General features: G+C 59.3%; 19 protein-coding genes and 1 tRNA gene. 10 read left to right on the top strand and 10 right to left on the bottom strand.

The genetic code is table 11. The features are described from left to right. Positions 1 to 108 precede the first annotated feature (108 nt). Positions 109 to 1,095, top strand: a complete 987-nt coding sequence (locus HY29_RS10750; RefSeq protein ID WP_034796663.1) for a hypothetical protein — start codon at positions 109 to 111, stop codon at positions 1,093 to 1,095. Here the strand turns inward: HY29_RS10750 and HY29_RS10745 are convergent. Both HY29_RS10745 and HY29_RS10740 read right to left on the bottom strand, forming a co-directional pair. Next, positions 1,092 to 1,556 carry an ion channel gene (locus HY29_RS10745; protein WP_034796662.1) on the bottom strand — a complete coding sequence of 155 codons (465 nt, stop codon included), beginning with the start codon at positions 1,554 to 1,556 and terminating at the stop codon, positions 1,092 to 1,094. The two genes, HY29_RS10750 and HY29_RS10745, sit on opposite strands and share 4 nt — an antisense overlap. A gap of 15 nt (positions 1,557 to 1,571) precedes the next feature. Further along, positions 1,572 to 2,516, bottom strand: coding sequence for a hypothetical protein (locus HY29_RS10740; protein ID WP_034796660.1), 945 nt, complete (start codon positions 2,514 to 2,516; stop codon positions 1,572 to 1,574). A 140-nt stretch (positions 2,517 to 2,656) separates the two neighbouring features. On the opposite strand from HY29_RS10740, the gene HY29_RS10735 reads away from it, so the two are divergent. From HY29_RS10735 to HY29_RS10720, 4 genes are all read left to right on the top strand, one after another. Then, complete coding sequence (locus HY29_RS10735) at positions 2,657 to 3,472, top strand: SDR family NAD(P)-dependent oxidoreductase (RefSeq protein ID WP_034796659.1); 816 nt, start codon at positions 2,657 to 2,659, stop codon at positions 3,470 to 3,472. A gap of 171 nt (positions 3,473 to 3,643) precedes the next feature. Next, positions 3,644 to 4,321 carry a TorF family putative porin gene (locus HY29_RS10730; RefSeq protein ID WP_034796658.1) on the top strand — a complete coding sequence of 226 codons (678 nt, stop codon included), beginning with the start codon at positions 3,644 to 3,646 and terminating at the stop codon, positions 4,319 to 4,321. Between the two features lie 159 nt (positions 4,322 to 4,480). After that, complete coding sequence (locus tag HY29_RS10725) at positions 4,481 to 6,307, top strand: cation:proton antiporter domain-containing protein (RefSeq protein WP_051601413.1); 1,827 nt, start codon at positions 4,481 to 4,483, stop codon at positions 6,305 to 6,307. A gap of 109 nt (positions 6,308 to 6,416) precedes the next feature. Then, a complete protein-coding gene (locus HY29_RS10720; RefSeq protein WP_081811344.1) occupies positions 6,417 to 9,317 on the top strand; it encodes a M16 family metallopeptidase in 2,901 nt (966 codons plus the stop codon). A 69-nt stretch (positions 9,318 to 9,386) separates the two neighbouring features. Here HY29_RS10720 and HY29_RS10715 read toward each other — a convergent pair whose 3' ends face one another. Continuing rightward, positions 9,387 to 9,923, bottom strand: a complete 537-nt coding sequence (locus HY29_RS10715) for an MlaC/ttg2D family ABC transporter substrate-binding protein (protein ID WP_034796657.1) — start codon at positions 9,921 to 9,923, stop codon at positions 9,387 to 9,389. Positions 9,924 to 10,269: 346 nt separating this feature from the next. After that, a tRNA-Leu gene (locus HY29_RS10710) sits at positions 10,270 to 10,356 on the bottom strand. An 82-nt stretch (positions 10,357 to 10,438) separates the two neighbouring features. Here HY29_RS10710 and HY29_RS10705 point away from each other — a divergent pair. Continuing rightward, on the top strand, positions 10,439 to 10,885 hold the full coding sequence (locus HY29_RS10705; RefSeq protein WP_034796656.1) for a hypothetical protein: 447 nt from the start codon (positions 10,439 to 10,441) through the stop codon (positions 10,883 to 10,885). Here the strand turns inward: HY29_RS10705 and HY29_RS10700 are convergent. The 5 genes from HY29_RS10700 to HY29_RS10680 form a co-directional block, all read right to left on the bottom strand. Then, a complete protein-coding gene (locus tag HY29_RS10700) occupies positions 10,882 to 12,093 on the bottom strand; it encodes an acetyl-CoA C-acetyltransferase (protein ID WP_034796655.1) in 1,212 nt (403 codons plus the stop codon). The two genes, HY29_RS10705 and HY29_RS10700, sit on opposite strands and share 4 nt — an antisense overlap. A gap of 15 nt (positions 12,094 to 12,108) precedes the next feature. Further along, positions 12,109 to 12,891 carry an enoyl-CoA hydratase gene (locus tag HY29_RS10695; protein WP_155838285.1) on the bottom strand — a complete coding sequence of 261 codons (783 nt, stop codon included), beginning with the start codon at positions 12,889 to 12,891 and terminating at the stop codon, positions 12,109 to 12,111. A 72-nt stretch (positions 12,892 to 12,963) separates the two neighbouring features. Beyond that, on the bottom strand, positions 12,964 to 13,449 hold the full coding sequence (locus HY29_RS10690; RefSeq protein WP_034796654.1) for a hypothetical protein: 486 nt from the start codon (positions 13,447 to 13,449) through the stop codon (positions 12,964 to 12,966). Next, on the bottom strand, positions 13,449 to 14,219 hold the full coding sequence (locus tag HY29_RS10685; RefSeq protein ID WP_034796653.1) for a competence/damage-inducible protein A: 771 nt from the start codon (positions 14,217 to 14,219) through the stop codon (positions 13,449 to 13,451). The genes HY29_RS10690 and HY29_RS10685 overlap by 1 nt, the downstream gene beginning before the upstream one ends. 23 nt (positions 14,220 to 14,242) lie before the next feature. Then, positions 14,243 to 15,586 carry a serine hydrolase domain-containing protein gene (locus tag HY29_RS10680; protein WP_034796652.1) on the bottom strand — a complete coding sequence of 448 codons (1,344 nt, stop codon included), beginning with the start codon at positions 15,584 to 15,586 and terminating at the stop codon, positions 14,243 to 14,245. Positions 15,587 to 15,786: 200 nt separating this feature from the next. On the opposite strand from HY29_RS10680, the gene HY29_RS10675 reads away from it, so the two are divergent. The 3 genes from HY29_RS10675 to radC all read left to right on the top strand — a co-directional run bounded on the left by HY29_RS10675 (position 15,787) and on the right by radC (position 17,816). Then, complete coding sequence (locus tag HY29_RS10675; protein ID WP_034796651.1) at positions 15,787 to 16,227, top strand: OsmC family protein; 441 nt, start codon at positions 15,787 to 15,789, stop codon at positions 16,225 to 16,227. Positions 16,228 to 16,291: 64 nt separating this feature from the next. Beyond that, positions 16,292 to 17,113 carry a type I methionyl aminopeptidase gene (gene map / locus HY29_RS10670; protein WP_034796890.1) on the top strand — a complete coding sequence of 274 codons (822 nt, stop codon included), beginning with the start codon at positions 16,292 to 16,294 and terminating at the stop codon, positions 17,111 to 17,113. A 4-nt stretch (positions 17,114 to 17,117) separates the two neighbouring features. Continuing rightward, complete coding sequence (gene radC / locus HY29_RS10665) at positions 17,118 to 17,816, top strand: RadC family protein (protein ID WP_034796650.1); 699 nt, start codon at positions 17,118 to 17,120, stop codon at positions 17,814 to 17,816. Here radC and HY29_RS10660 read toward each other — a convergent pair. Beyond that, positions 17,813 to 18,490 carry a Fe2+-dependent dioxygenase gene (locus tag HY29_RS10660; RefSeq protein WP_034796648.1) on the bottom strand — a complete coding sequence of 226 codons (678 nt, stop codon included), beginning with the start codon at positions 18,488 to 18,490 and terminating at the stop codon, positions 17,813 to 17,815. The two genes, radC and HY29_RS10660, sit on opposite strands and share 4 nt — an antisense overlap. A 75-nt stretch (positions 18,491 to 18,565) precedes the next feature. On the opposite strand from HY29_RS10660, the gene HY29_RS10655 reads away from it, so the two are divergent. Next, positions 18,566 to 19,450, top strand: coding sequence for a hypothetical protein (locus HY29_RS10655; RefSeq protein ID WP_034796645.1), 885 nt, complete (start codon positions 18,566 to 18,568; stop codon positions 19,448 to 19,450). Positions 19,451 to 19,535: the final 85 nt, after the last annotated feature.

The following is a 19,535-nucleotide window of genomic DNA, read 5'->3' as shown; positions in this document are numbered from 1 at the left end:
GCAGTAAGCCGCTCTTTTCGGGATGTCCACATTTGCCATCGAGGAAACCGTCTTGCCAATACGCCGCACTTATGTTAGTAAGCGCTCACTAAGTTAAGGATTATGCAGATGAGCCGGATCACCCTGGACCTCGACAAGCTGGTTGCCGACGGACACCTTGACCACGCGGAAGCTGAGCGCCTGTCGGGCTTCGCGCTGCCGGATCAGCGCAACACACTGCTCATCAATCTCCTCCTGATTTTCGGCGCCATCTCTGTTGCCGGGGGCACGATCGCGCTGGTTCCGAACGCCATCACAGGGCTTGTCCTGGCCATCATGTCTCTCATCGGGGCAGAAATTCTGCGCCGCAGCGCCAAGGGGCATTCCCTGAAAACTCTTTCAATGGCGCTCGTCCTGATGGGCACGCTGGGCGTTGCCGGCTGGGTCGGATGGGAGTTTCAGGACGTTGACGACGGCACGCTGCCCACCGTCATGATTGCCGTGATCATGACGGCCTCGGCCATCTGGTTCCGGTCGGCGCTCCTCGGCGCTTTCGCGGTGCTGTCGCTCGGCGCGGTGCTGGGGTCCGGCACGGGATACTGGCACGCCAGCTATGCACTGTTTGTTGAAGAACCCACGATCACCATTGTGGCCTTCGGCCTGCTGGCGGCCGGCCTGTACAAGGCGCGCTGCGTGCTCGCCGAGACCTGGCAGACCCTGCTGACCGTCTCTGCCCGTACGGCCATCTTCATGATGAATTTCGGCTTCTGGGTTGGCTCGCTGTGGGGTGATCGCATGGGTGAGCACTGGTTTGCGCCTGACCGCTGGTCGGAGCGTTCAGAGTGGCGCGACACCGCCCTGACCATTCCCGATTATGTCTTCACCATAGGCTGGGCTGGTGCCCTGATCGCTACCATCATTATGGTTCGCCGCAACAGCTTCCTGTCGATCACGTCCATCGTGTTTCTGGCGATCCATGGCTACACCCAGTATTTCGAGTATCTGGGCGCCAAACCGGAAACCCTGGTGATTGGCGGACTGGTTCTGGTCGGGCTAGCCGTGGCGGCAGCACGCTTCCTGCTGCGCCCGGGCGAAGACGAAGCTGGCAACGCCTAGCGGCGCTCCTCGGGCTCTTCTTCCAGCTCTTCAATCCGCGCTTCCAGCACACGCACCTTGGCCGTGATGGAGACGAGGAAGGCGGTCGACCAGCCAATCAACAGAAAGCCATTCATGCTCTCCGCAGCGCCCAGCATTCGCCAATCCTTGCCGATCACGACATCCCCGAACCCGACCGTCGTAAAGGCAGATGTGGAATAATAGACCGCTGTGCCGATATCCGGGAAAATGCCGAGCAGTCTGTAAACAAAAGTGTAGACCCAGATCTCAACCGAGTGCAGCGCGAACAGGCTGAACACGATGAACAGGATGGCCGCGCCCTGCCCCGCCACAGTCGTGATATTCACATGATGGACATGCCGATTGCGGATCAGCGCGGATAACCCCACCAGACCAATGAAGTGTATAAGGAAAGTAACAAAGACCAGGATCGAGGCCATAGCGAGATTCAGAAACAGCATTGGTCTCTCCCCTGATTATCCCGTTGCCACGACCAGACCAGTCGTCAGGCCGGGGGCTTCCTGATTGAGGAAGTCCACCAGAGCCCGATCTGCCTCACCTGTCTTCTCCCAGCCGAGCCGTCGGCGCAACCAGCTGCGTTTCCGGATTTGGGCCACGGCCTGGTCATTGGCGGCCTCGCTAGCCATTTGCCGCGCAAGGCTGGCCTGCTCCGGAGACAAGCTGACACCGTCAAACCAGCGGCCTTTGTTAAAACCAAGCGCCAGACAGCCAATATACTGACCGGGTCGGCTGTCGGCCGATCCCACCCAGTTCTGCCGCGCCAGGGCCTGCCGGTCACTTTCCGGATTGGGATGCGCGCGCGCCATCAGATAATTGCCGACCCCACGTGCGAAAACGCGGCTCCAGGCCGGATCATCACCCGCATGACCCAGCCGATCATTCGTGCGCAGCAACACGGCCGCCTCAGCATGGCTGACCCAGGGCGTTCCGCCCTTGTCTCCCATCGCCAGCACCGCTCCTATACGCTCCACAATGTCCCCATCCACCTTTCCGGCGGCAATCAGCCATTCGCACAGGGCGTCCAGCACAAAGACGCCATAACCATCGGTCACGTCCTCGGCCTGTTTGTACATCATGATCAGGAGGTCCAGCTCGCTCTTCGTGCGGACGCGGCCTTGCGGGGCAACATGCTCTCTCAGCCAGGCGAGATTGTCCGCCGACACTTCGCCCTCGGGCTCGGTACGCAGCAGCAGATAGTCTCTCAGCGCTCGGGTGAAGCGCTTGGGCCAGTCCCCTTCCAGGCGGTCCAGCCGGGCATGGCAGTGCAAAACCGCCTCGGCTTCTGACGCCGTGCGGATACCATCTGCGCACATTTCGGTCGCGAGACGCCACATATCTGCCTCGGATAGCCGCGCGGCAGATTGAATGCGTTGCACAAGATCGCTGGACTTCAAGTCCATCAAGGGGCCTCCAAGATACTTTAGAGACCTATCAATCAGGTCTTTCCGCTTCCTTGATGAAACCATGAAACCTGTTGACGACATTAGCCTGTTCCCCGCAGGTACGGACGGAAAATAATCATGCAAAGGGAGCCCTCATCATGTCAGACCAGAAAGACCTTGCAGGACGCAAAGCCCTCGTCACAGGCTCGGCCACCGGCCTGGGACGGGAAATTGCCCTGCGGCTCGCCCGGCGCGGCGCAGATGTGATCATCAATTGCAGCCGCTCTGTGGAAGATGGCGAAGCGACCGTCGCGGACTGTCAGGCAGAAGGCGCGCAGGCCCGGCTGATACAGGCCGATGTCTCCACGGAGGAAGGCTGTCGCAATCTGGCCGACGCCGCTGCCCAGCTCGGACGGCTCGATATTCTGGTCAACAATGCAGGCACCACGAAGCATGCCCGCGATCACGCGGATCTGGACGCCCTCAACCGCGAAGATTTCCTGCACCTCTATGCCGTGAACGTTGTCGGCCCCTACCTGATGATGCAGGCTTGCAAGCCCCTTATGGTTGCAAGCCATGAGCAAACAGGACGCGCGGCAACCGTGCTGAACACGTCTTCTATAGCGGGTGTTACAGGCATAGGGTCTTCGGTGGCCTATGCCGCAACGAAAGGCGCGCTCAACACAATGACGCTGTCGCTCGCCCGCGCGCTGGCCCCGGCCATCCGGGTGAACGCCATCTGCCCAGGCTTTATCGGCACACGCTGGTTCAAGGACCAGATGGACGAAGAACAATACCTCAAAATGGAGGCAAGCGTCGCCGCGTCCGTGCCGCTGAATGTCGCCAGCGGCCCCGAAGACATTGCCGATTCGGCGCTTTTCTTCCTGACTGATGCCTCACGCCACGTCACCGGCGAAACTCTGATCGTGGATGCCGGAATGCATCTGGGATACGCCCCTGCCAAGGCACGCTGACCGGCAAGGCCGCGCACAAAGCTAAGGCATTGACGCGGCCTGCTGCACAATTCTGCGGCGTTCCGAAACGCCCCGCTAAAACGTCATAAATTTGTTTCCGATCCCGGATGAAGCCGCGCAATTCTGTGCGTGGCGCTGGCGACAGCGCATTTCAACAACGGGGTATAAAAAATGAAAAAGCAGCTTTATCGCGCGGGCGTTGCACTGGCAGCCATGCTGGCTGTTGCTGGTACAGCAGCAGCTGAGGGAGAATGGTCAGGCAACGTTGCGCTTGGCACGGATTATGTCTGGCGCGGTGTGTCCCAGTCCAATGGGGACATGGCAGTTTCCGGCGGATTCGACTACGCAAACGACATCTTCTATGCGGGGACATGGGCATCGAATGTCGACTTCGAAGACGGCGCAGATGACGCCAATGTCGAGCTGGACTTCTATGCTGGCCTGGCCAGCTCGTTCAGCAATGGCGTGACCTGGGATGTTGGCGTGATTTATTACGCCTATCCGGATGCAGACGATTCCGACTATGATTTTGTCGAGATCAAGGGTGCTCTCGGCTATGAGTTCGCAAGCGGTCTGGGCATTGGCGGCGAAGTCTACTGGGATCCTGATAATGAAAACATGTATTATCAGGCCACTGCAGGCTATTCCTTCACGGATAGCTTCTCCATGGACGGCAGCGTCGGCAATTACGACTATGACGCTGGCGGTGACTACACGAACTGGTCACTCGGCGGCACCTATTCCACGCCAGTCGGCATCGATATCGACCTGCGCTACTGGGATACGGACATCGACAACACCGACATCGCAGACGAGCGGGTCGTGCTGACCTTCTCCAAAAGCCTCTAATCAGGCCTGACATCTTCCCAAACTGCACACGGACATTTGCCCTCCTTCGTGTGCAGCCAGGTGAAGGCCGCTGGTTCTCTCAGGAACCAGCGGCCTTTGTTTTTCCGCAATAAGCCCTTACCTTATACAGGATCATACAAATCCGGAGCCCTTTCCCATATGGCAGCTGAACTCAGTCCCGCAGAAGCCGTCGACGCCCTTGTGCCGGCAATCACCCTGCTGGGCTTTGGCGCGGCTGCGGCTCTGGTTTCGCGCGCGCTGAGCCTCAGCCCCATTGTCGGCTACCTTCTGGCAGGCATTCTGATCGGCCCGCACATGCTGGGCCTGATCCAGGAGAGCGGCGGCACCCATTTGCTGGCAGAGCTGGGCGTGGTGTTCCTATTGTTCGATATCGGGATGCACGTCTCGCTGCGGGAACTGAAGGAAAGCCGGGGCGATTTGCTGGGCCTTGCGCCCATGCACCTGGCGCTGACCGGCCTGTTGAGCGCCGGGGCGCTTTACATGCTGGGCATCTCCTGGCCCATCGCGATTGCTGTGGGCCTGAGCCTTGGCCTCTCTTCAACGGCTGTCGTCGCGCGTATCCTGACAGAGCGGGAGCAGAATTCCTGCCCCATTGGCCGCACGGCAACACATGTCCTGATCTTTCAGGATATTGTCGCGATCTTCCTGATGATCTTCGCCACATCCCTGGGGGAGGAAGAAACCGGCGCAACAGGCCTGGCTGGCCTTGTCTCGGAGCATCTTATGGGCGGTGCCGCCGTGCCGCTGGTTCTGGCCCTGTTACTGGCAGTGATTCAGGCCGTGATCGCCTTTGGCGCTGCCATGATGTTCTCGCGCTACCTGCTGAATCCCGTCTTCCGCACGCTGGCCGCGACCCGCAATGATGAGGCCTTCACCGCATTTACCCTGCTATTGGTTCTCGCCGCAGCATGCGCGACCGCCGTGATCGGCTTGTCGCTGACGCTGGGGGCATTCCTGGCCGGCCTTGCCGTCTCAGGCACACGCTTTCGCCATCAGGTGCAGACTGAGATGGGGCCATTCCGCGGGCTGCTGCTGTCTTTCTTCTTCATCAGCGTGGGGCTGGCGATCGACTTGCCTAGTCTGATCCGTAACTTGCCGCTGGTCATCCTTGGCGCTCTGGCGATCCTCGTCGTCAAAACCGGGCTTGGCTATCTCGCGGCCCGCGCCAACAAATGGACCGTACCTGGCGCGGTGCAACTCAGCACACTGCTGGCTCAGGGCTCTGAATTCACGTTGGTTATTCTGTCGCTGTCCTCGATCATGGCGGGCATGCCCCCTGCCCTGATGGGCAGCCTGATCGCTGCGGTCGCGCTGTCCCTGGCGCTCGCGCCCAGCTGGGCCATTCTTGGCGGCAAGCTGTCGCGTGAACTTGCCCGGCGCAAGCAGGTAACGATGGAAAGCGCAACCAATCCCACTGTTGGCCGCCCGGTCATAGTGATCAGCATGACGTCTGCCGGACGCCTGGCCATTGATGCCCTGATCGATTTCGACATTCCCTATATCGCCATCGACAATGAGCCGGACCGTTTCCTCGCTGCCGTGGCAGACGGCTACAATGTCTCCTTTGGCGATGCCACGAACATGAAACTGATCGAGGCGATCGGAGGCAACAATGCCCGGGCGCTTGTGCTGGGCCAGGCGCGCTATGAGATCTCTGCGGAAGTGACCCCCACAATCCGCCGCCAGTATCCGGACCTGATCCGCTTTGTGGCCGTCGATAATCATCATGATCTGGACCGCTATCTGGAGCTGAATGTCCGCGCGCACCTGCTGGGTGGGGAGCCCAAAGGCATCGAGATGGTGGCTGACATGCTGCGTATCCTGGGCGTGCCGGATGAAGGCCTGAAAGACTGGCTGAGCCGCGAAGCTGACCTCTTCACCATCGGTGACGGCACAGACCGGCACAGCCGCGCGGATGAAGATGACGATGAAGACCTCGAAGACACGGTCGAGGAAGCAGCCTGACCCCCGGCCTGTTGCCCCAAGGGGTGACGGGGGATTGAAATTCGTGTCATCTGTTTCCCATGAAACCAGTGGTGAGGTGCGGGGGCGCCCCACATAGGGAAGGGATAGGATGAAACCGTTCAAATACATGTTGATGGCCGGCGCAGCTGCAGGCCTGCTGGCGGCCTGCGCCACACCGGAAACCGAACTCACAGAGACGGTCACTGTGGAACGCGATACCCCGGAAATCGCGCCTGATGAAACCGAGAAAACAGAGACTGGGGACTTCCAGCTGGACTATGAGAAGTTCACGCTGGACAACGGGCTGGAAGTTATCCTGAACGTCGACCGATCCGACCCTATCGTTGCTTTCTCGACTGTGGTGCATGTCGGCTCCAATCGCGAGAAGCCGGGCCGTACAGGTTTTGCGCACTTCTTTGAGCATATGTCCTTCAATGATTCCGAAAACGTGCCACGTGGCTGGAACCGCAAGGCCATTCCGGAATGGGGCGGCCAGCGCAATGGCGGCACCTGGAGCGACGGAACGATCTATTACGAAGTCGTGCCCAAGGATGCCTTCGACAAGATCCTCTGGATCGACTCCGACCGCCTTGGCTACATGATCAATACGGTCACCCAGGAAGCGCTTGAACGCGAGAAGCAGGTCGTCAAGAACGAGAAGCGCGAACGCGTCGACAATGCGCCCTATGGCTATACGCAGGAAGTGATCCGCAAAGCGCTGTACCCGGAAGGCCACCCCTATAGCTGGACCGTGATTGGCGCGCTGCCGGATCTGCAGGCCGCCACGTTGGAGGATGTGCGCGGTTTCTATGATGACTATTATGGCGCGTCGAACGCAACGCTGGTCATCTCCGGTGACATCGACATTGAAGAGACCAAAGAGAAGGTGGATCGCTGGTTCGGCGAGATCCGCTCTGGTGGTGATGTCGAGGCCCTGCCCCCGATGCCGGTGACGCTGGAGGAAACAAAGTCTCTCTATTTCGAGGACAATTTCGCGACACTTCCGGAACTGCGGATCACATTCCCTACTGTTGAGGCCTACAGCAAGGATGAGCAGGCGCTGAACGTTCTGGCAAGCCTTCTGGCGGGCAGCAAGAACGCCCCCATCTATCGGACGATTGTCGATGAAGAAAAACTCGCACCAAATGTCAGGGGCTACAATAACAGCATGGAACTGGCGGGCGAATTCGTCCTGAGCGTCCGGGCCAATGCTGGCACGGACCTGGATGATGTCTATGCGGCCATCGAAAAGGGCCTTTCCGAATTCGAGGCAAACGGCGTCAACAAGACAGACCTTGCCCGCATCAAGGCCGAACAGGAAACCATTCTGTACTCGAACCTGTCCACCGTAATGGGCAAGGCAATCCAGATGTCGCAGGACAATGAGTTCGCGGGGGACCCGGCATATTCCATCAAGTCTGCCGACTTGCTGCGAAACGTCACGGCAGAAGACGTGATGACGGCCTACGAAACCTATATCAAGGACAAGCCTGCGGTGATCACCAGCTTCGTGCCGGAAGGCGAAGCTGACCTCGCTCTGGAAGACGCAGAGCTGGCGACCGTCTGGATCGAGGAAGTGCGCAATGATGTGGCCGCAGAAGAGGTCAGCCAGGGCGCAGAAGCCGAATATGAGCGCACCACCTCCACGCATGACCGGTCAGAGCCGCCCTTTGGGGATCTGCCTCTGTTCGAGATGCCGGACATCTGGCATGCCAGCCTGCCGAAAGATATAGACCTGCTGGGCATTGAAAGCAGCGAGATCCCGCTGGTCACTTTCGAGATAAGTTTCGATGGCGGTGCCTGGCTGGATCCGGCGGACAAGAAAGGCACAGCCAATCTGCTGGCCGAATTGATGAGCGAGGGCACAGCCACGCGCACCCCGGCGGAGATGGAACAGGCGATCGGCCTGATCGGCTCTGGCCTGACAATCAGCGCGGACACGGATGAAATCACGATCAGCGCAACCTCCCTCGCCCGTAACTTTGAAGACACGGTCGATCTTGTCGAGGAAATCCTCTCCGCACCGCGCTTCAAGCCTGAGGATTTCGACCGGGTAAAAACCGCGACACTGACAGAACTCCGCGGCCGGGATGCGAACCCTACCGCCATTGCGTCCCTGGCCTTCAATCGTCTGATATACGGCGATGAGCATCCGCTCGGCACCTCCAGAAGCGGCACACTGGAAACGGTGGAAGGCATCACCCTGGAAGACTTGCAGGCCGCCTATTCCACGCTGCTAAGCAGTCACGCGACTGTGCATGTTGTGGGGGACGTGTCCCCTGCCCGCGCTGAAGCGGCATTCGCGGATCTTGCTGACATCGTGCATACGCCGGATGTCGATCTGCCGGACTACGCCATCCCCGCGCAGGACAATGCCGGCAAGGTGTTCTTCATTGATGTGCCTGACAGCAAGCAAAGCGTTATCTTCACTGGCAAGCTGACCGTTGCCTCAGACGAAGACGATGCGCCGCGTGTCAGTTTCCTCAACGAAAAGCTTGGCGGAGGCATCAGCGGCGACCTTGCCCAAACGCTCCGTATTGAGAAGGGTTACACCTATGGTGCTTATTCCTATATCTCTGACGGGCATGTGAAACAGCCCTGGCGTGCCTATACCAGCGTTAGGGCAAATGCGACGCAGCCATCTCTTGAAATCATCCGTGAAATGATCAGGGACTATGGCCCGAACTTTGATCAGGCCGCTGTCGAGCTGACGCAAAACAAGGTGCTTAAAGACAATACCCGCGCCTATGAAAGCCTCGATGCCAAGCTCGGCATGCTGCGCATGATCAGCAAATATGGCTTTGGGGATGATTATCTGGAAACAGAGCAACAGGAATTGCTGTCCATGGATGCAGACGGTTTCAAATCACTCGCTGCTGAATACCTCAATGAACCGGACATGATGTATGTCATTGTCGGCGACAAGGCGACCCAGTTCGACGCCGTAAAGGCGTTTGCGGGCGGAACGCTCACCGAGCTGGATATACATGGCGGCAAAATCGCCGAATAAAGAATCGAAAGGGCGGGCGGCTATCATGCCACCCGCCCTTTCTAGCCCTTCAGGCGCCCCTGAAGCGGATCAGGATTTCAGGGCCTTGATGGCGTCATCAATGGTCGCCCGCGGACGGTCCATGATGGCCGCAATCTGGGCGCGCTGTTCAATGGCTAGCCAAAGGCCGGCAATCTCAACATCCACCACGCGCCAGTCGCTATCTTTCTTGATCACTCTCCAGCGTATGGTTTCCGGGTCTTCACCGGGACGGTCAACACGGGTTTCAACGATGGAGTCATCATCGCCGCGATCTTTCGAGCCCAGAATGGTGACTTTGGCCTCACGGAATTGCTCGCCATGCTCTTCAAGACTATCCAGCAGATAGTTCTCGAACGCCTCGGAAAAGCGGGCGCGCTCTTCTTCAGAAACGCGGCGGGCATGCTTGCCCAGCGTGAAATTCGCAACCGTGTCAATATCGACAGATTGACGGATAGCCTCGCGGCTTTTTACAGGATCGCCAATCTGGCTGGCGGCTCCCTCGATGACGGCTTCAGCTTCTGGACCGGCAGCTGCCGGCAGAGCCATCAAGGCCAAAGCAGTTGATGCAACAAGCGCACGAAACATGAGAACAATCCTTCTGCATTATCTCTTATCGTGCCCTATCTATGTTCGACCTTGCCCTTTTGTTCCCCGCCAATCTGGATAGCGCTTATGCGCGGGACGCATGAAACCGGCATCTGGCGGCCGATCAACAGCTCACCGTTAAGACGGATAACCTTATAGGCCGGGGCCCGGCAGGACAGAATGGCTGGGTACATGAAACTTCTCCTCTGAGGAGAGAAGTGCAAGCAGCATACCACTCACCAGACAGCGCGAATCTGCATTGAATGCAGGGGAATGGGCATATGTTTTGAGCGGCGAGCCTGTCTCCGCCCCGCCATGAGGCGCGGTTTTGGCACAGTCAGGGAGGTGGTGCGGGCGGCCGGGATTGAACCGGCAAGGCCTTGCGGCCGACGGATTTTAAGTCCGTTGCGTTTACCAATTTCGCCACGCCCGCGCAGCAAAAAATGGACATAACGGGTTTTGCCCGGGGATGCTATGTGTCATCGAACAAACTTGCAGGCAGAGGGATATTCGAGATGAAAATTGCACTTCCCGCGATCTGGTTTGTCCTCGGGGCACTGGTCTTTGTGGCCGCGATAGGCGTTTCCGGCGTGGGTGTTCCACAGGAAACCATCCCCAGCATGCTAGCCATGAACATGCCGGTCGCCGTGTTGACCCTTACGATGTGCGTGGGAATAGGCCTCGCCTATATGCTGACCCTCAAAATACGGCCCTCAACGCCTCTGCTGGTATTTGGCATCCTGCATCTGGTCGTCATGTCGCTCAGCCAGGTGTCCGCCGTCATGGCCAATTTGATCCGCCAGAAGCTGATATATGACTCAATGTCCATGCCCGATGGGGGCCAGATCATGAGTGTCTATTATTCCGGGGCATCCCTGCTGGCCTTCCTCGGGTGGATCTTCTTCATTGTCGCGATGATTATCGCGCTGAATACCAAGCCACCCGTGGAAGACACCTTCTAGCTGACCCGCTCAAACACCGCCGCGAGCCCCTGCCCGCCGCCGATGCACATCGTCTCAAGGCCATAGCGTGCCTCGCGGCGCTCCATCTCACGCAGCAGGGTCGTCAGGATACGCACGCCTGTACAGCCAACCGGATGGCCCAGCGAGATGCCGGAGCCATTGACGTTCAGCCGCTCCATATCGCTGTCGGTCATCTCCAGCGCCGTGGTGCAGGCGAGCACCTGCGCGGCGAAAGCCTCGTTCAGTTCGATCAGGTCAATGTCCTTCATTTCCAGGCCCGCCGTTTTCAGCGCCTTCTGGGAAGATGGAACCGGGCCGATGCCCATGACTTCAGGCCCCACACCGGCCACAGACCAGGAGACGAGCCGGCCCAGCGGCTTCAGGCCATACTTGTCGGCCACTTCGCGCGTACAGACGATGCAGGCGGCCGCGCCATCATTCTGGCCAGACGCATTGCCCGCCGTGACGGTCGCCTGATCGTCCACCCTGCCCCGAATGGCACGCAGCGTGGAAAGTTTTTCAAGAGAAGAATCCGGGCGGATATGCTCGTCAGCATCCACCACTGTGTCAGCCTTGCGGCCCTTTACCGTGTAAGGGATGATCTCCTCAGCAAACTTGCCGGCCTTCTGGGCCGCGGCGGCTTTCATATGGGAGTGATAGGCGAATTCGTCCTGCGCCTCCCGGGGGATCTGATATTCCTTGCGCAGGTTTTCAGCCGTCTCGATCATGCCGCCGGGCACGGGATGGTGCTTGCCGCCAGCGGTATAGCGTCCGCGTGACAGGCCATCATGCAGCATCAGACCATCGCCCTTCAGGCCCCACCGCATATCAATGGAGAAGAAAGGCGCATTGGACATGCTCTCTGCCCCGCCAGCAATGACAACATCATTGGCGCCGGTCGCAACCTGCATGATGGCGTTGATGACCGCCTGCAGACCGGAGCCGCAGCGCCTGTCAATCTGGTAGCCGCCCGTTGATGTCGTCAGTCCGGCATCCAGCGCGATCATGCGCCCGAAGGCCGGGGCCTCCATCGTCGGATAGCATTGCGCAAAGATACAGTCTTCCACCAATTCGGCCGGCAGTTTCGTTCTCGCCATCAGCTCGCTGACGATATGGGCTGCCAGTTCGTGGGCGTGGACTGTCTTGAAGCTGCCGCCAAAACCGCCGACCGCTGTGCGGACCGGCTCACAGATTACAACGTCTCTCATCGCACGTATCCCCTTTTAGTCTTGCTGGCCGCGGCCGCGTTCGGTCACTTGCTTGCGGGCCTCTTCAACCGCATCGGCGGTGACGGACTCTGAATGCGCAATGGAGCGGCGCAGCTCTTCCTTCATGGCTTCAGCGAAGGGCATGCCAAAACCATCATCAATCAGGGCCTTGTACTGCTTCAGAAGATCCGGCTGTGTACTGCACATATCCTGCGCCAGTTTCATGGCGTGCGGGATCAGTTCGTCAGACGGATAGACGCGGTTCACCAGGCCCCAGCGCTCTGCCGTGTGGGCGTCCAGGAAGTTGCCGCTGAACGACAATTCCTTGGCGCGGCTGATGCCGATCAGGCGGGACAGTTTCTGCGACAGACCCCAGCCTGGCACGATGCCAACCCGGGCATGGGTGTCGGCAAACTTTGCATGTTCAGAGGCCAGCAAAACATCGCACATCAGGGCCAGCTCAAACCCGCCCGTAATGGCAAAGCCATTGATCGCGCCAATGATCGGCCACGGATACTCTTTCAGGGCGCGGGCAATATCGATGGATTTGGAATCCTCATCTGCGCCGAGGGCGAAGCCGGTCTGGCCCGCTTCTTTCAGGTCGATCCCCGCCGTGAAGGCGCGGCCAGAGCCGGTCAGCACGACCGCGCGCACATCTTCATCATCCTTCAGCTCTGTGAACACGCGGACGATCTCGGCGCGCAGGGCGCGGCTCAGGGCGTTCAGCGCATCGGGGCGGTTCAGCGTGACCAGGGCCACCGGGCCATCCCGTTCAACGAGTACGATTTCTTCTGACATGCAATTTCCTCCTGCTATCTGTTTCTATTAGCGGTCCACCCAGACTGACGCCATGCCTAACGTCGCGGCGTATCATCCCGCCTTGCCGCGCACCCTGCTCACAATGGCAATCAGCAAGGCGACCAGCGCGATCGCTGCGGCGAGAAAGAACAGGCCAAACTTCAAGGGCGTCAGCCAGTCCTTCGCATCCAGCGCATCTGCCGCGCCCGAAAGGGCCAGGGCCTGCACCATGTTCTCCGTCAGATCGACCACCACGACGGCTATGGCTGGCAAGGCCGCCAGCCTACCAAAGCGGCCGAAGAACCGGAGTGCCAACCCCGCAAACAGCGCGCCATAGGCCAGCGGGTAAGCGGTATCCAGCAGAACCGTCACCCAGAAATGCGCGCTGCGCTGGGCGTCCGTCATGCTGGCGATCAGCGCGCGGGAGGCCTCCCCACTATCCAGCGTATCAAGATATGTGCCCCCAACGGCACCACTGAAGAGACCAAACCCGACACCAATCAGCAGAAACAGAATGAAACTGCCCCACAGAACCGGAGTGCGGCTCAGGAAAGCCATCAGCCGGCCTCCTCCAGCCGCTCCGCCTGCACACCGCAGGCTTTGACAATCTCTTCCAGCTTGTCGGCGGCCACTTTCAACTGCGCTTCATCCGTCGCGCGGGCCACCAGATGGACACCGCTGTCCGTCATGCTGACAAACCAGGGATAAGAGCCGAGCGAGACCTCCGGCATGTCCTTTGCCAGTGCGCCCAGCGGCTCGGCAATGTCGCCTTCGCGCAGGCCCCTGCCCCGGATCGTAACCTTGTGGACCACCGCGCCGGTCTCAAGCCGCGGGCCGATATCCTCCAGCATGGCGCGGGCGACAGAGGGCACTCCGGCCAGCGTGAAGACATTCCCCGTTTGGAAACCGGGCGCGCCGGAAACAGGATTTTCAACAATGCTCGCCCCATGCGGCACGCGAGCCATGCGGCGACGGGCGGGCGTGTATTCTGTGCCCATCTCACGATAGCGCTCAGCCAGCATGGCCGTGACTTCAGGATGCTCTGAAATGCCAACGCCGAACGCCTTGGCGATGGCGTCTGCCGTGATGTCATCATGTGTCGGGCCAATGCCGCCGGTCGTGAAGACATAAGTGTACTTCGCCCGCAGCGCATTCACTGCATCGACGATCTCATCCTCGACATCCGGTACAATCCGCGTCTCGCGCACGGGAATGCCGAGCGGCGCCAGATAGGATGCAATCTGTTGCAGATTGATGTCGCGCGTGCGGCCCGACAACAATTCATCGCCAATGAGAAGGACGGCGGCAGTGGGGGCTGATTTGGTCATCCCGCCACTTTGCCCAGACTGGCCTAATCTTCAAGCGCCTCATAGACCAGACGCATGGATTCCGCGCGGAAATCGGCGGTCTCGTTGGGTAAGGCCCCGAAGCGCTGGATCATGCCAATGAAGAAGAGGTCATTCTCCGGATCGATCCAGAACCAGGTGCCGGCGGCCCCGCCCCAATAATATGTCCCTTTGCCTGCCGGAGATTTCATCGCGACGGGGTCTGTAATGATCCCGAAATCCAGCCCGAATTTATGCTGCTGCATGCTTTCCGGCCCGCTCAGCGTGCCATCAATGCCAATGCCGAGTCCCTCAGGCAGCTGGTCAGACCGCATCAGCAGAACGGTTTCCGGCTTCAGCACGCGGTGCCCGCTCAGCGTGCCACCATTCAGCATCATCTGACAGAAGCGCGCATAATCATCCAGGGAGGACACCAGGCCACCCCCACCGGATTCGAAGGGAATCGTCTTTTTCCGGAACTGGATATTCTCGCTGTAGAGCGGGATGAATTTGCCAGCCTCTGACGAATAGAACATCACATCTGCCAGGCGGTCATATTCGGCCTCCGGCACGTAAAAACCGGTATCGTTCATGTTCAGCGGCGTGAAGATATTGGCCTTCAGATACTCCCCGAAAGGCATGCCGGAGAATTTCTCGACCAGATATCCCTGCACATCCACCGCAGCGGAGTAATACCATTGCGTGCCGGGCTCGTAGAGCAGCGGAATGCCGGCCAGCCTGTCGATAAAGGTCTGCATGTCCGGTGATCTCAGCACCTCCTGCTCGCGGAACTGCGCATTGGCATAATCGTCTCCGCCCAGCCCATAGGCGAAGCCGGCCGTGTGGCTCATCAGTTCGCGCATCGTGGCAGGGCGCTGCAGATCTTTCAGCTTCGGCGTCCCGTCCTCATTCGTGCCGTCCAGAACTTTCAGATTCTCAAACTCGGGAATATACTTCGTGATCGGATCATCCAGAGAGAACTTGCCCTGCTCATACAGCTGCATCAGCGCGACACCGGTGATCGGCTTCGACATGGAATAGATGCGATAGAGCGTATCGGGCTGCGCCGGCGCGCCGGTTTCCACATCGCGCACACCATAGCTGCCATATTGCGCGACCTTCCCGTCCTTCACGAGTAGGGTCTGCATCCCGATCACACTGCCCTGATCGACAAAGGCCTGCATCTGGTCAGCCAGCGCCTCAAGACCTGCGGCATCGAAATCATCCGTTGGCTGGACAGGGGCCAAGGCCGGCCAGCTCTCAGACAGCAGCGTTTCCTGGTTTGCCGGGGCGTTCGTGCACGCTCCCAACAAAACAATCGCCGCGCTGCACGCCAACAAGCTCTTCCGGCAGGACTGGATTATCGACATCAGCACTTCCCTCATAGGTTTTTACAATGATACGCGCGACCTTATTTCCGCGCGCACGTTCGGCAAGCGCTATTTCGTTGCCCCCTTCCCCTGCAGGACACATAGCCCCTGACCGGAACGTTGCGGCACGGCGCGCATTGATTTCAAGGAACCCTGCCTAGCGCAGATTTGTGAAACCTGTTTGTCAAAAAGGACATGTCATGAAACGCCATGCGACCGCCCAGTGGAAAGGCAATCTCAAAGAAGGAACCGGCTCTCTCGACACGCAAAGCGGCGCGTTGATGGATCACGGCTATTCCTTCAAGGCCCGCTTTGAGGACGAGAACGGAAAATCCGGCACAAATCCGGAAGAATTGCTGGCCGCGGCCCATGCGGGCTGCTTCACCATGCAGCTGTCCCACCTGCTGGCCGAAAACGGGACGCCGGCTGAGAGCCTGGTCACGAAATCCGAAGTCACAGTCGAGCCCAAGGATGGCGGCGGCTTTGAGATCAAGAGCAGCGCGCTGACCCTGAAAGCCAATGTCCCAGGTATCGAGAAAGAGGTTTTCGAGTCTATTGCCGGCAAGGCGAAGACCGGATGCCCGGTTTCCGTCGCCCTTGGCGCCATCGACATCAGCCTCGACGCGCAGCTGGAATACTGACGCAGACTGGAAATTCCCGGCCATAGCTGCCACATTGGCCGGGAACATACCGGAAAGCCGAATGATGAACGACACAGCCCTCCTCCTGCCCATGCGTACGGGCGAAATCCGCATTCACGATGCCGAAGGCTTCGAAGGCATGCGCAAGGCCGGACGCCTTGTTGCCGAATGCATGGACATGCTGGTGCCGGAAGTGAAACCGGGCGTCACGACAGAGCATCTGGACAATCTGGTTCGCGAATATGTGCTGGACCATGGCGCGCAGTCCGCGACGATCGGTTATCGCGGCTATCGTCATGCGACCTGCATTTCGGTCAACCACGTCATCTGTCATGGTATCCCCAGCCCGAAACCGCTGAAAGAAGGCGACATCGCCAATATCGACATCACGGTCATCATTGATGGCTGGCATGGCGACCATTCGCGCATGTTCGGGGCGGGTGAGTTGAAGCGCAAGGCAGAGCGTCTGGTGGATGTGACCTATGAAGCCATGATGGCCGGGATCGCCCAGATCCGCCCCGGTCGCCGCTTTGGAGACATTGGCGGCGCCATTTCCGAGATTGCCCATAAAAACCGCATGTCCGTCGTCGAAGACTTCTGCGGCCATGGCCTTGGCAAACTGTTCCATGACGAGCCGAATGTCGTGCACTCCGCTGCCTACAATACCGGCCCGGAACTGAAGCCCGGCATGTTCTTCACGGTGGAGCCCATGCTGAACCTGGGCCGCAAGGATGCGAACATCCTGCCCGATGGCTGGACCGCCGTAACGCGCGACCGTCAACTGTCTGCCCAGTATGAGCATTCTGTCGGCGTGACAGAGGATGGCGTGGAAATCTTCACCACCTCCCCCAAAGGCTGGCACCAGCCGCACAAGGTGAAGCTGTAGGCAGATGCCGGGGGGCGGGGACACTTCAGAAGAACCCCATTGGCAAGGCCATCGCCAGCGCCTGCGTGGTAAGCTGCTGACGCGTGGCGCATCTGCCCTTGCCGATTACGAAGTGCTGGAAGTCTTGCTGATGGCCTTCATTCCGCGGCGGGATGTCAAACCCATCGCAAAAGCGCTTCAAGCGCGTTTCGGCAGCCTGTCCGCCATCCTCGCTGCCCCGTCTGCAGACCTTGTAAAAGTGGAAGGCGTCGGGGAAACCGTGGCTGCCTATCTGAAGGCGATCGCGGAATTGAATGCCCGCGCCTCCCGCGAAACCATTCAGAAAAAGACGGCCATCTCATCCTGGTCTCAGTTGATGGATTATGTGCGCACAGAGCTGCAGCATGAAAAACGCGAGCAGTTCCGTATCCTGTTCCTGGATCGCAAGAACCAGCTGATCGCCGACGAGATCATGGGTCATGGCACTGTGGACCATGCGCCGGTCTACACCCGGGAAGTGGCCCGCCGCGCGCTGGAGCTGCAAGCCTCAGCGCTGATCCTGGTGCATAACCACCCGTCAGGCGACACCACACCGTCCCGCGCCGACATAGATATCACGCGGCAGATCATCGATGCGCTCGATCCGTTTGACATCACCGTACACGATCACCTGATCGCTGGAACGGGCGGCGTGACCAGCCTGAAGTCTGCCGGCCTGATCTAGCTCTGTCCGAACTGCCGCAGCAGGTTCGAAATCGTTTTCGACAGGACAAGCAGTTCCGGCGATTGCAGATCCATCTTCTTGGCCATGCCGGACCGCAGGTTTTCCAGATCGAACAGCACTTCCCGCACCGCTTCATCCCGCACGGAACTCTCGATCCAGCCGATGCAGACAAGACGCGTCCCGGATGTAACAGGCGCGACTCTGTGCAGGCTGGTCGATGGATAGAGCACCATGTCGCCCGCCGGCAGCTTGACCGATTGCGTCATGCCCGCCAGTTCCACCTGCAACTCGCCGCCTTCATACGTGTCCGGCTCTGACAGGAACAATGTGTAGGACATGTCCGTGCGAATGCGGCTGTCCCCTGCCCCCATGAAGGCATTGTCGACATGGAAGCCATAGCCGCCGCCATTTTCCGTTTTGCTGATCATCTGCTTTGAAAAGCGCCGGGGTTGGGTCGCGGCCCGCAGCACAGGATGGCGCTCGATCTTGTCCTTCAACTGTTCGCGCAGCTGCTTGCCAGTCCGGGAGGTCAGATCCGCCTGCTGGTTGCGCTTGACCGCGCGCGCCATGCCGCCTGCCGTTTCCGCGCCGTCGCGCCAGCCCAGCGTAGCGATAAGGTCTCTGGTATCTTCCAGATCAGAGGCATTCAAAATGCCGGAAAGCGTAAGAAGCATGCCCGCCCCACTTGCGAATAAGTTGCATTTGCGTCATTGAGGCTACACTACCCCGCTACCAAGAGGAAAGTCACCGTGACATTCGAGACCAAACTGAAACAATGGACCACGCTCGGCCTCGGGACGGTCCTGATGACCGGCGCCCTTGCAGGCTGCAGCGAACCCGCAACGTCATCCAATGACACCCCGTCTGAAGTTGCCCAGCCTGACACCGCTGAAACGCCTGACGCCTCAGCGGCCCAGCCCGCCGCAATCGCTGGCGAAGGTGAATCCGGCATGGGCGGTGAAGGTGAAGGCGGCGAGGGCGAAGGCGGAGTTTCCATTGAAGCGGCCTATACCGATCCCGTTGTCTACAAATCCGCTATTGGTGTGGCCATGGCCCACGTTCTGGCCGCCCGCGATGCCTTTGCAGAAGGTGAGAAGGACGCCGCCGGTGAAATGTATGCCCACCCCGTGTCCGAAGTCCTGTTCGACATGGAGCCCGTATTCCAGGCACAGGGCGTCTCAGACTTCACAGATCTCTTCACAGGCGCCTCCGCAGCCGTTTTTTCCGGCGAATCGCAAGACCAGATCAATGATCGTACCGACGCAATCCTTGCAGCTCTGGACGCTGCAGCTGCCAAGGCTCCGGCAACCGATAATAGCGAAGGCTATGTCAGCGCGCGCGTCGTCGCAGACCTGATCAATCGCGCCAGCGCCATGCATCGCGCCGCACTGGAGACAGACCGTTACGAGCCATATCTGGACGGCTACGGCTTCTACAAGACCGCCCAGAAAAAGTTTGCCCAGAACGAAGCTGCAATCGAGGCGGACAATGCCGATGCCGCCGAAGCGATTCGCAAAGCGCTGAAGGCGCTGTCAGAAGCTTATCCGACCGCGCTGCGCCCGGATCCGATGACGGGTGACACCTCCACCATTAGCGTTGCCAACTCTGAAGTGATGCTGACTCTCAGCGAATAGACAACTGACGCCGATGCGCAAATTGTCCTAACTCAGAGTAAGGGCTTGCGTGTCGGCGGAACCAGTTTACCGTAGGGACTACAAC

It is taken from the genome of Hyphomonas beringensis (assembly GCF_000682755.1).
GTDB lineage: Bacteria > Pseudomonadota > Alphaproteobacteria > Caulobacterales > Hyphomonadaceae > Hyphomonas > Hyphomonas beringensis.
The sequence above is the reverse complement of the archived record's forward strand: the minus strand, read 5'-3'. Positions and strand labels throughout refer to the sequence as shown.

Coding starts and splice junctions, on each gene's coding strand:
- HY29_RS10705 (WP_034796656.1), top strand. CDS start 10,439: ATGAAAATTGCACTTCCCGCGATCTGGTTTGTCCTCGGGGCACTGGTC.
- map (WP_034796890.1), top strand. CDS start 16,292: ATGAACGACACAGCCCTCCTCCTGCCCATGCGTACGGGCGAAATCCGC.
- HY29_RS10685 (WP_034796653.1), bottom strand. CDS start 14,219: ATGACCAAATCAGCCCCCACTGCCGCCGTCCTTCTCATTGGCGATGAA.
- HY29_RS10730 (WP_034796658.1), top strand. CDS start 3,644: ATGAAAAAGCAGCTTTATCGCGCGGGCGTTGCACTGGCAGCCATGCTG.
- HY29_RS10660 (WP_034796648.1), bottom strand. CDS start 18,490: ATGCTTCTTACGCTTTCCGGCATTTTGAATGCCTCTGATCTGGAAGAT.
- HY29_RS10690 (WP_034796654.1), bottom strand. CDS start 13,449: ATGGCTTTCCTGAGCCGCACTCCGGTTCTGTGGGGCAGTTTCATTCTG.
- radC (WP_034796650.1), top strand. CDS start 17,118: ATGCCGGGGGGCGGGGACACTTCAGAAGAACCCCATTGGCAAGGCCAT.
- HY29_RS10750 (WP_034796663.1), top strand. CDS start 109: ATGAGCCGGATCACCCTGGACCTCGACAAGCTGGTTGCCGACGGACAC.
- HY29_RS10725 (WP_051601413.1), top strand. CDS start 4,481: ATGGCAGCTGAACTCAGTCCCGCAGAAGCCGTCGACGCCCTTGTGCCG.
- HY29_RS10695 (WP_155838285.1), bottom strand. CDS start 12,891: ATGTCAGAAGAAATCGTACTCGTTGAACGGGATGGCCCGGTGGCCCTG.
- HY29_RS10740 (WP_034796660.1), bottom strand. CDS start 2,516: ATGGACTTGAAGTCCAGCGATCTTGTGCAACGCATTCAATCTGCCGCG.
- HY29_RS10745 (WP_034796662.1), bottom strand. CDS start 1,556: ATGCTGTTTCTGAATCTCGCTATGGCCTCGATCCTGGTCTTTGTTACT.
- HY29_RS10715 (WP_034796657.1), bottom strand. CDS start 9,923: ATGTTTCGTGCGCTTGTTGCATCAACTGCTTTGGCCTTGATGGCTCTG.
- HY29_RS10675 (WP_034796651.1), top strand. CDS start 15,787: ATGAAACGCCATGCGACCGCCCAGTGGAAAGGCAATCTCAAAGAAGGA.
- HY29_RS10720 (WP_081811344.1), top strand. CDS start 6,417: ATGAAACCGTTCAAATACATGTTGATGGCCGGCGCAGCTGCAGGCCTG.
- HY29_RS10735 (WP_034796659.1), top strand. CDS start 2,657: ATGTCAGACCAGAAAGACCTTGCAGGACGCAAAGCCCTCGTCACAGGC.
- HY29_RS10700 (WP_034796655.1), bottom strand. CDS start 12,093: ATGAGAGACGTTGTAATCTGTGAGCCGGTCCGCACAGCGGTCGGCGGT.
- HY29_RS10680 (WP_034796652.1), bottom strand. CDS start 15,586: ATGTCGATAATCCAGTCCTGCCGGAAGAGCTTGTTGGCGTGCAGCGCG.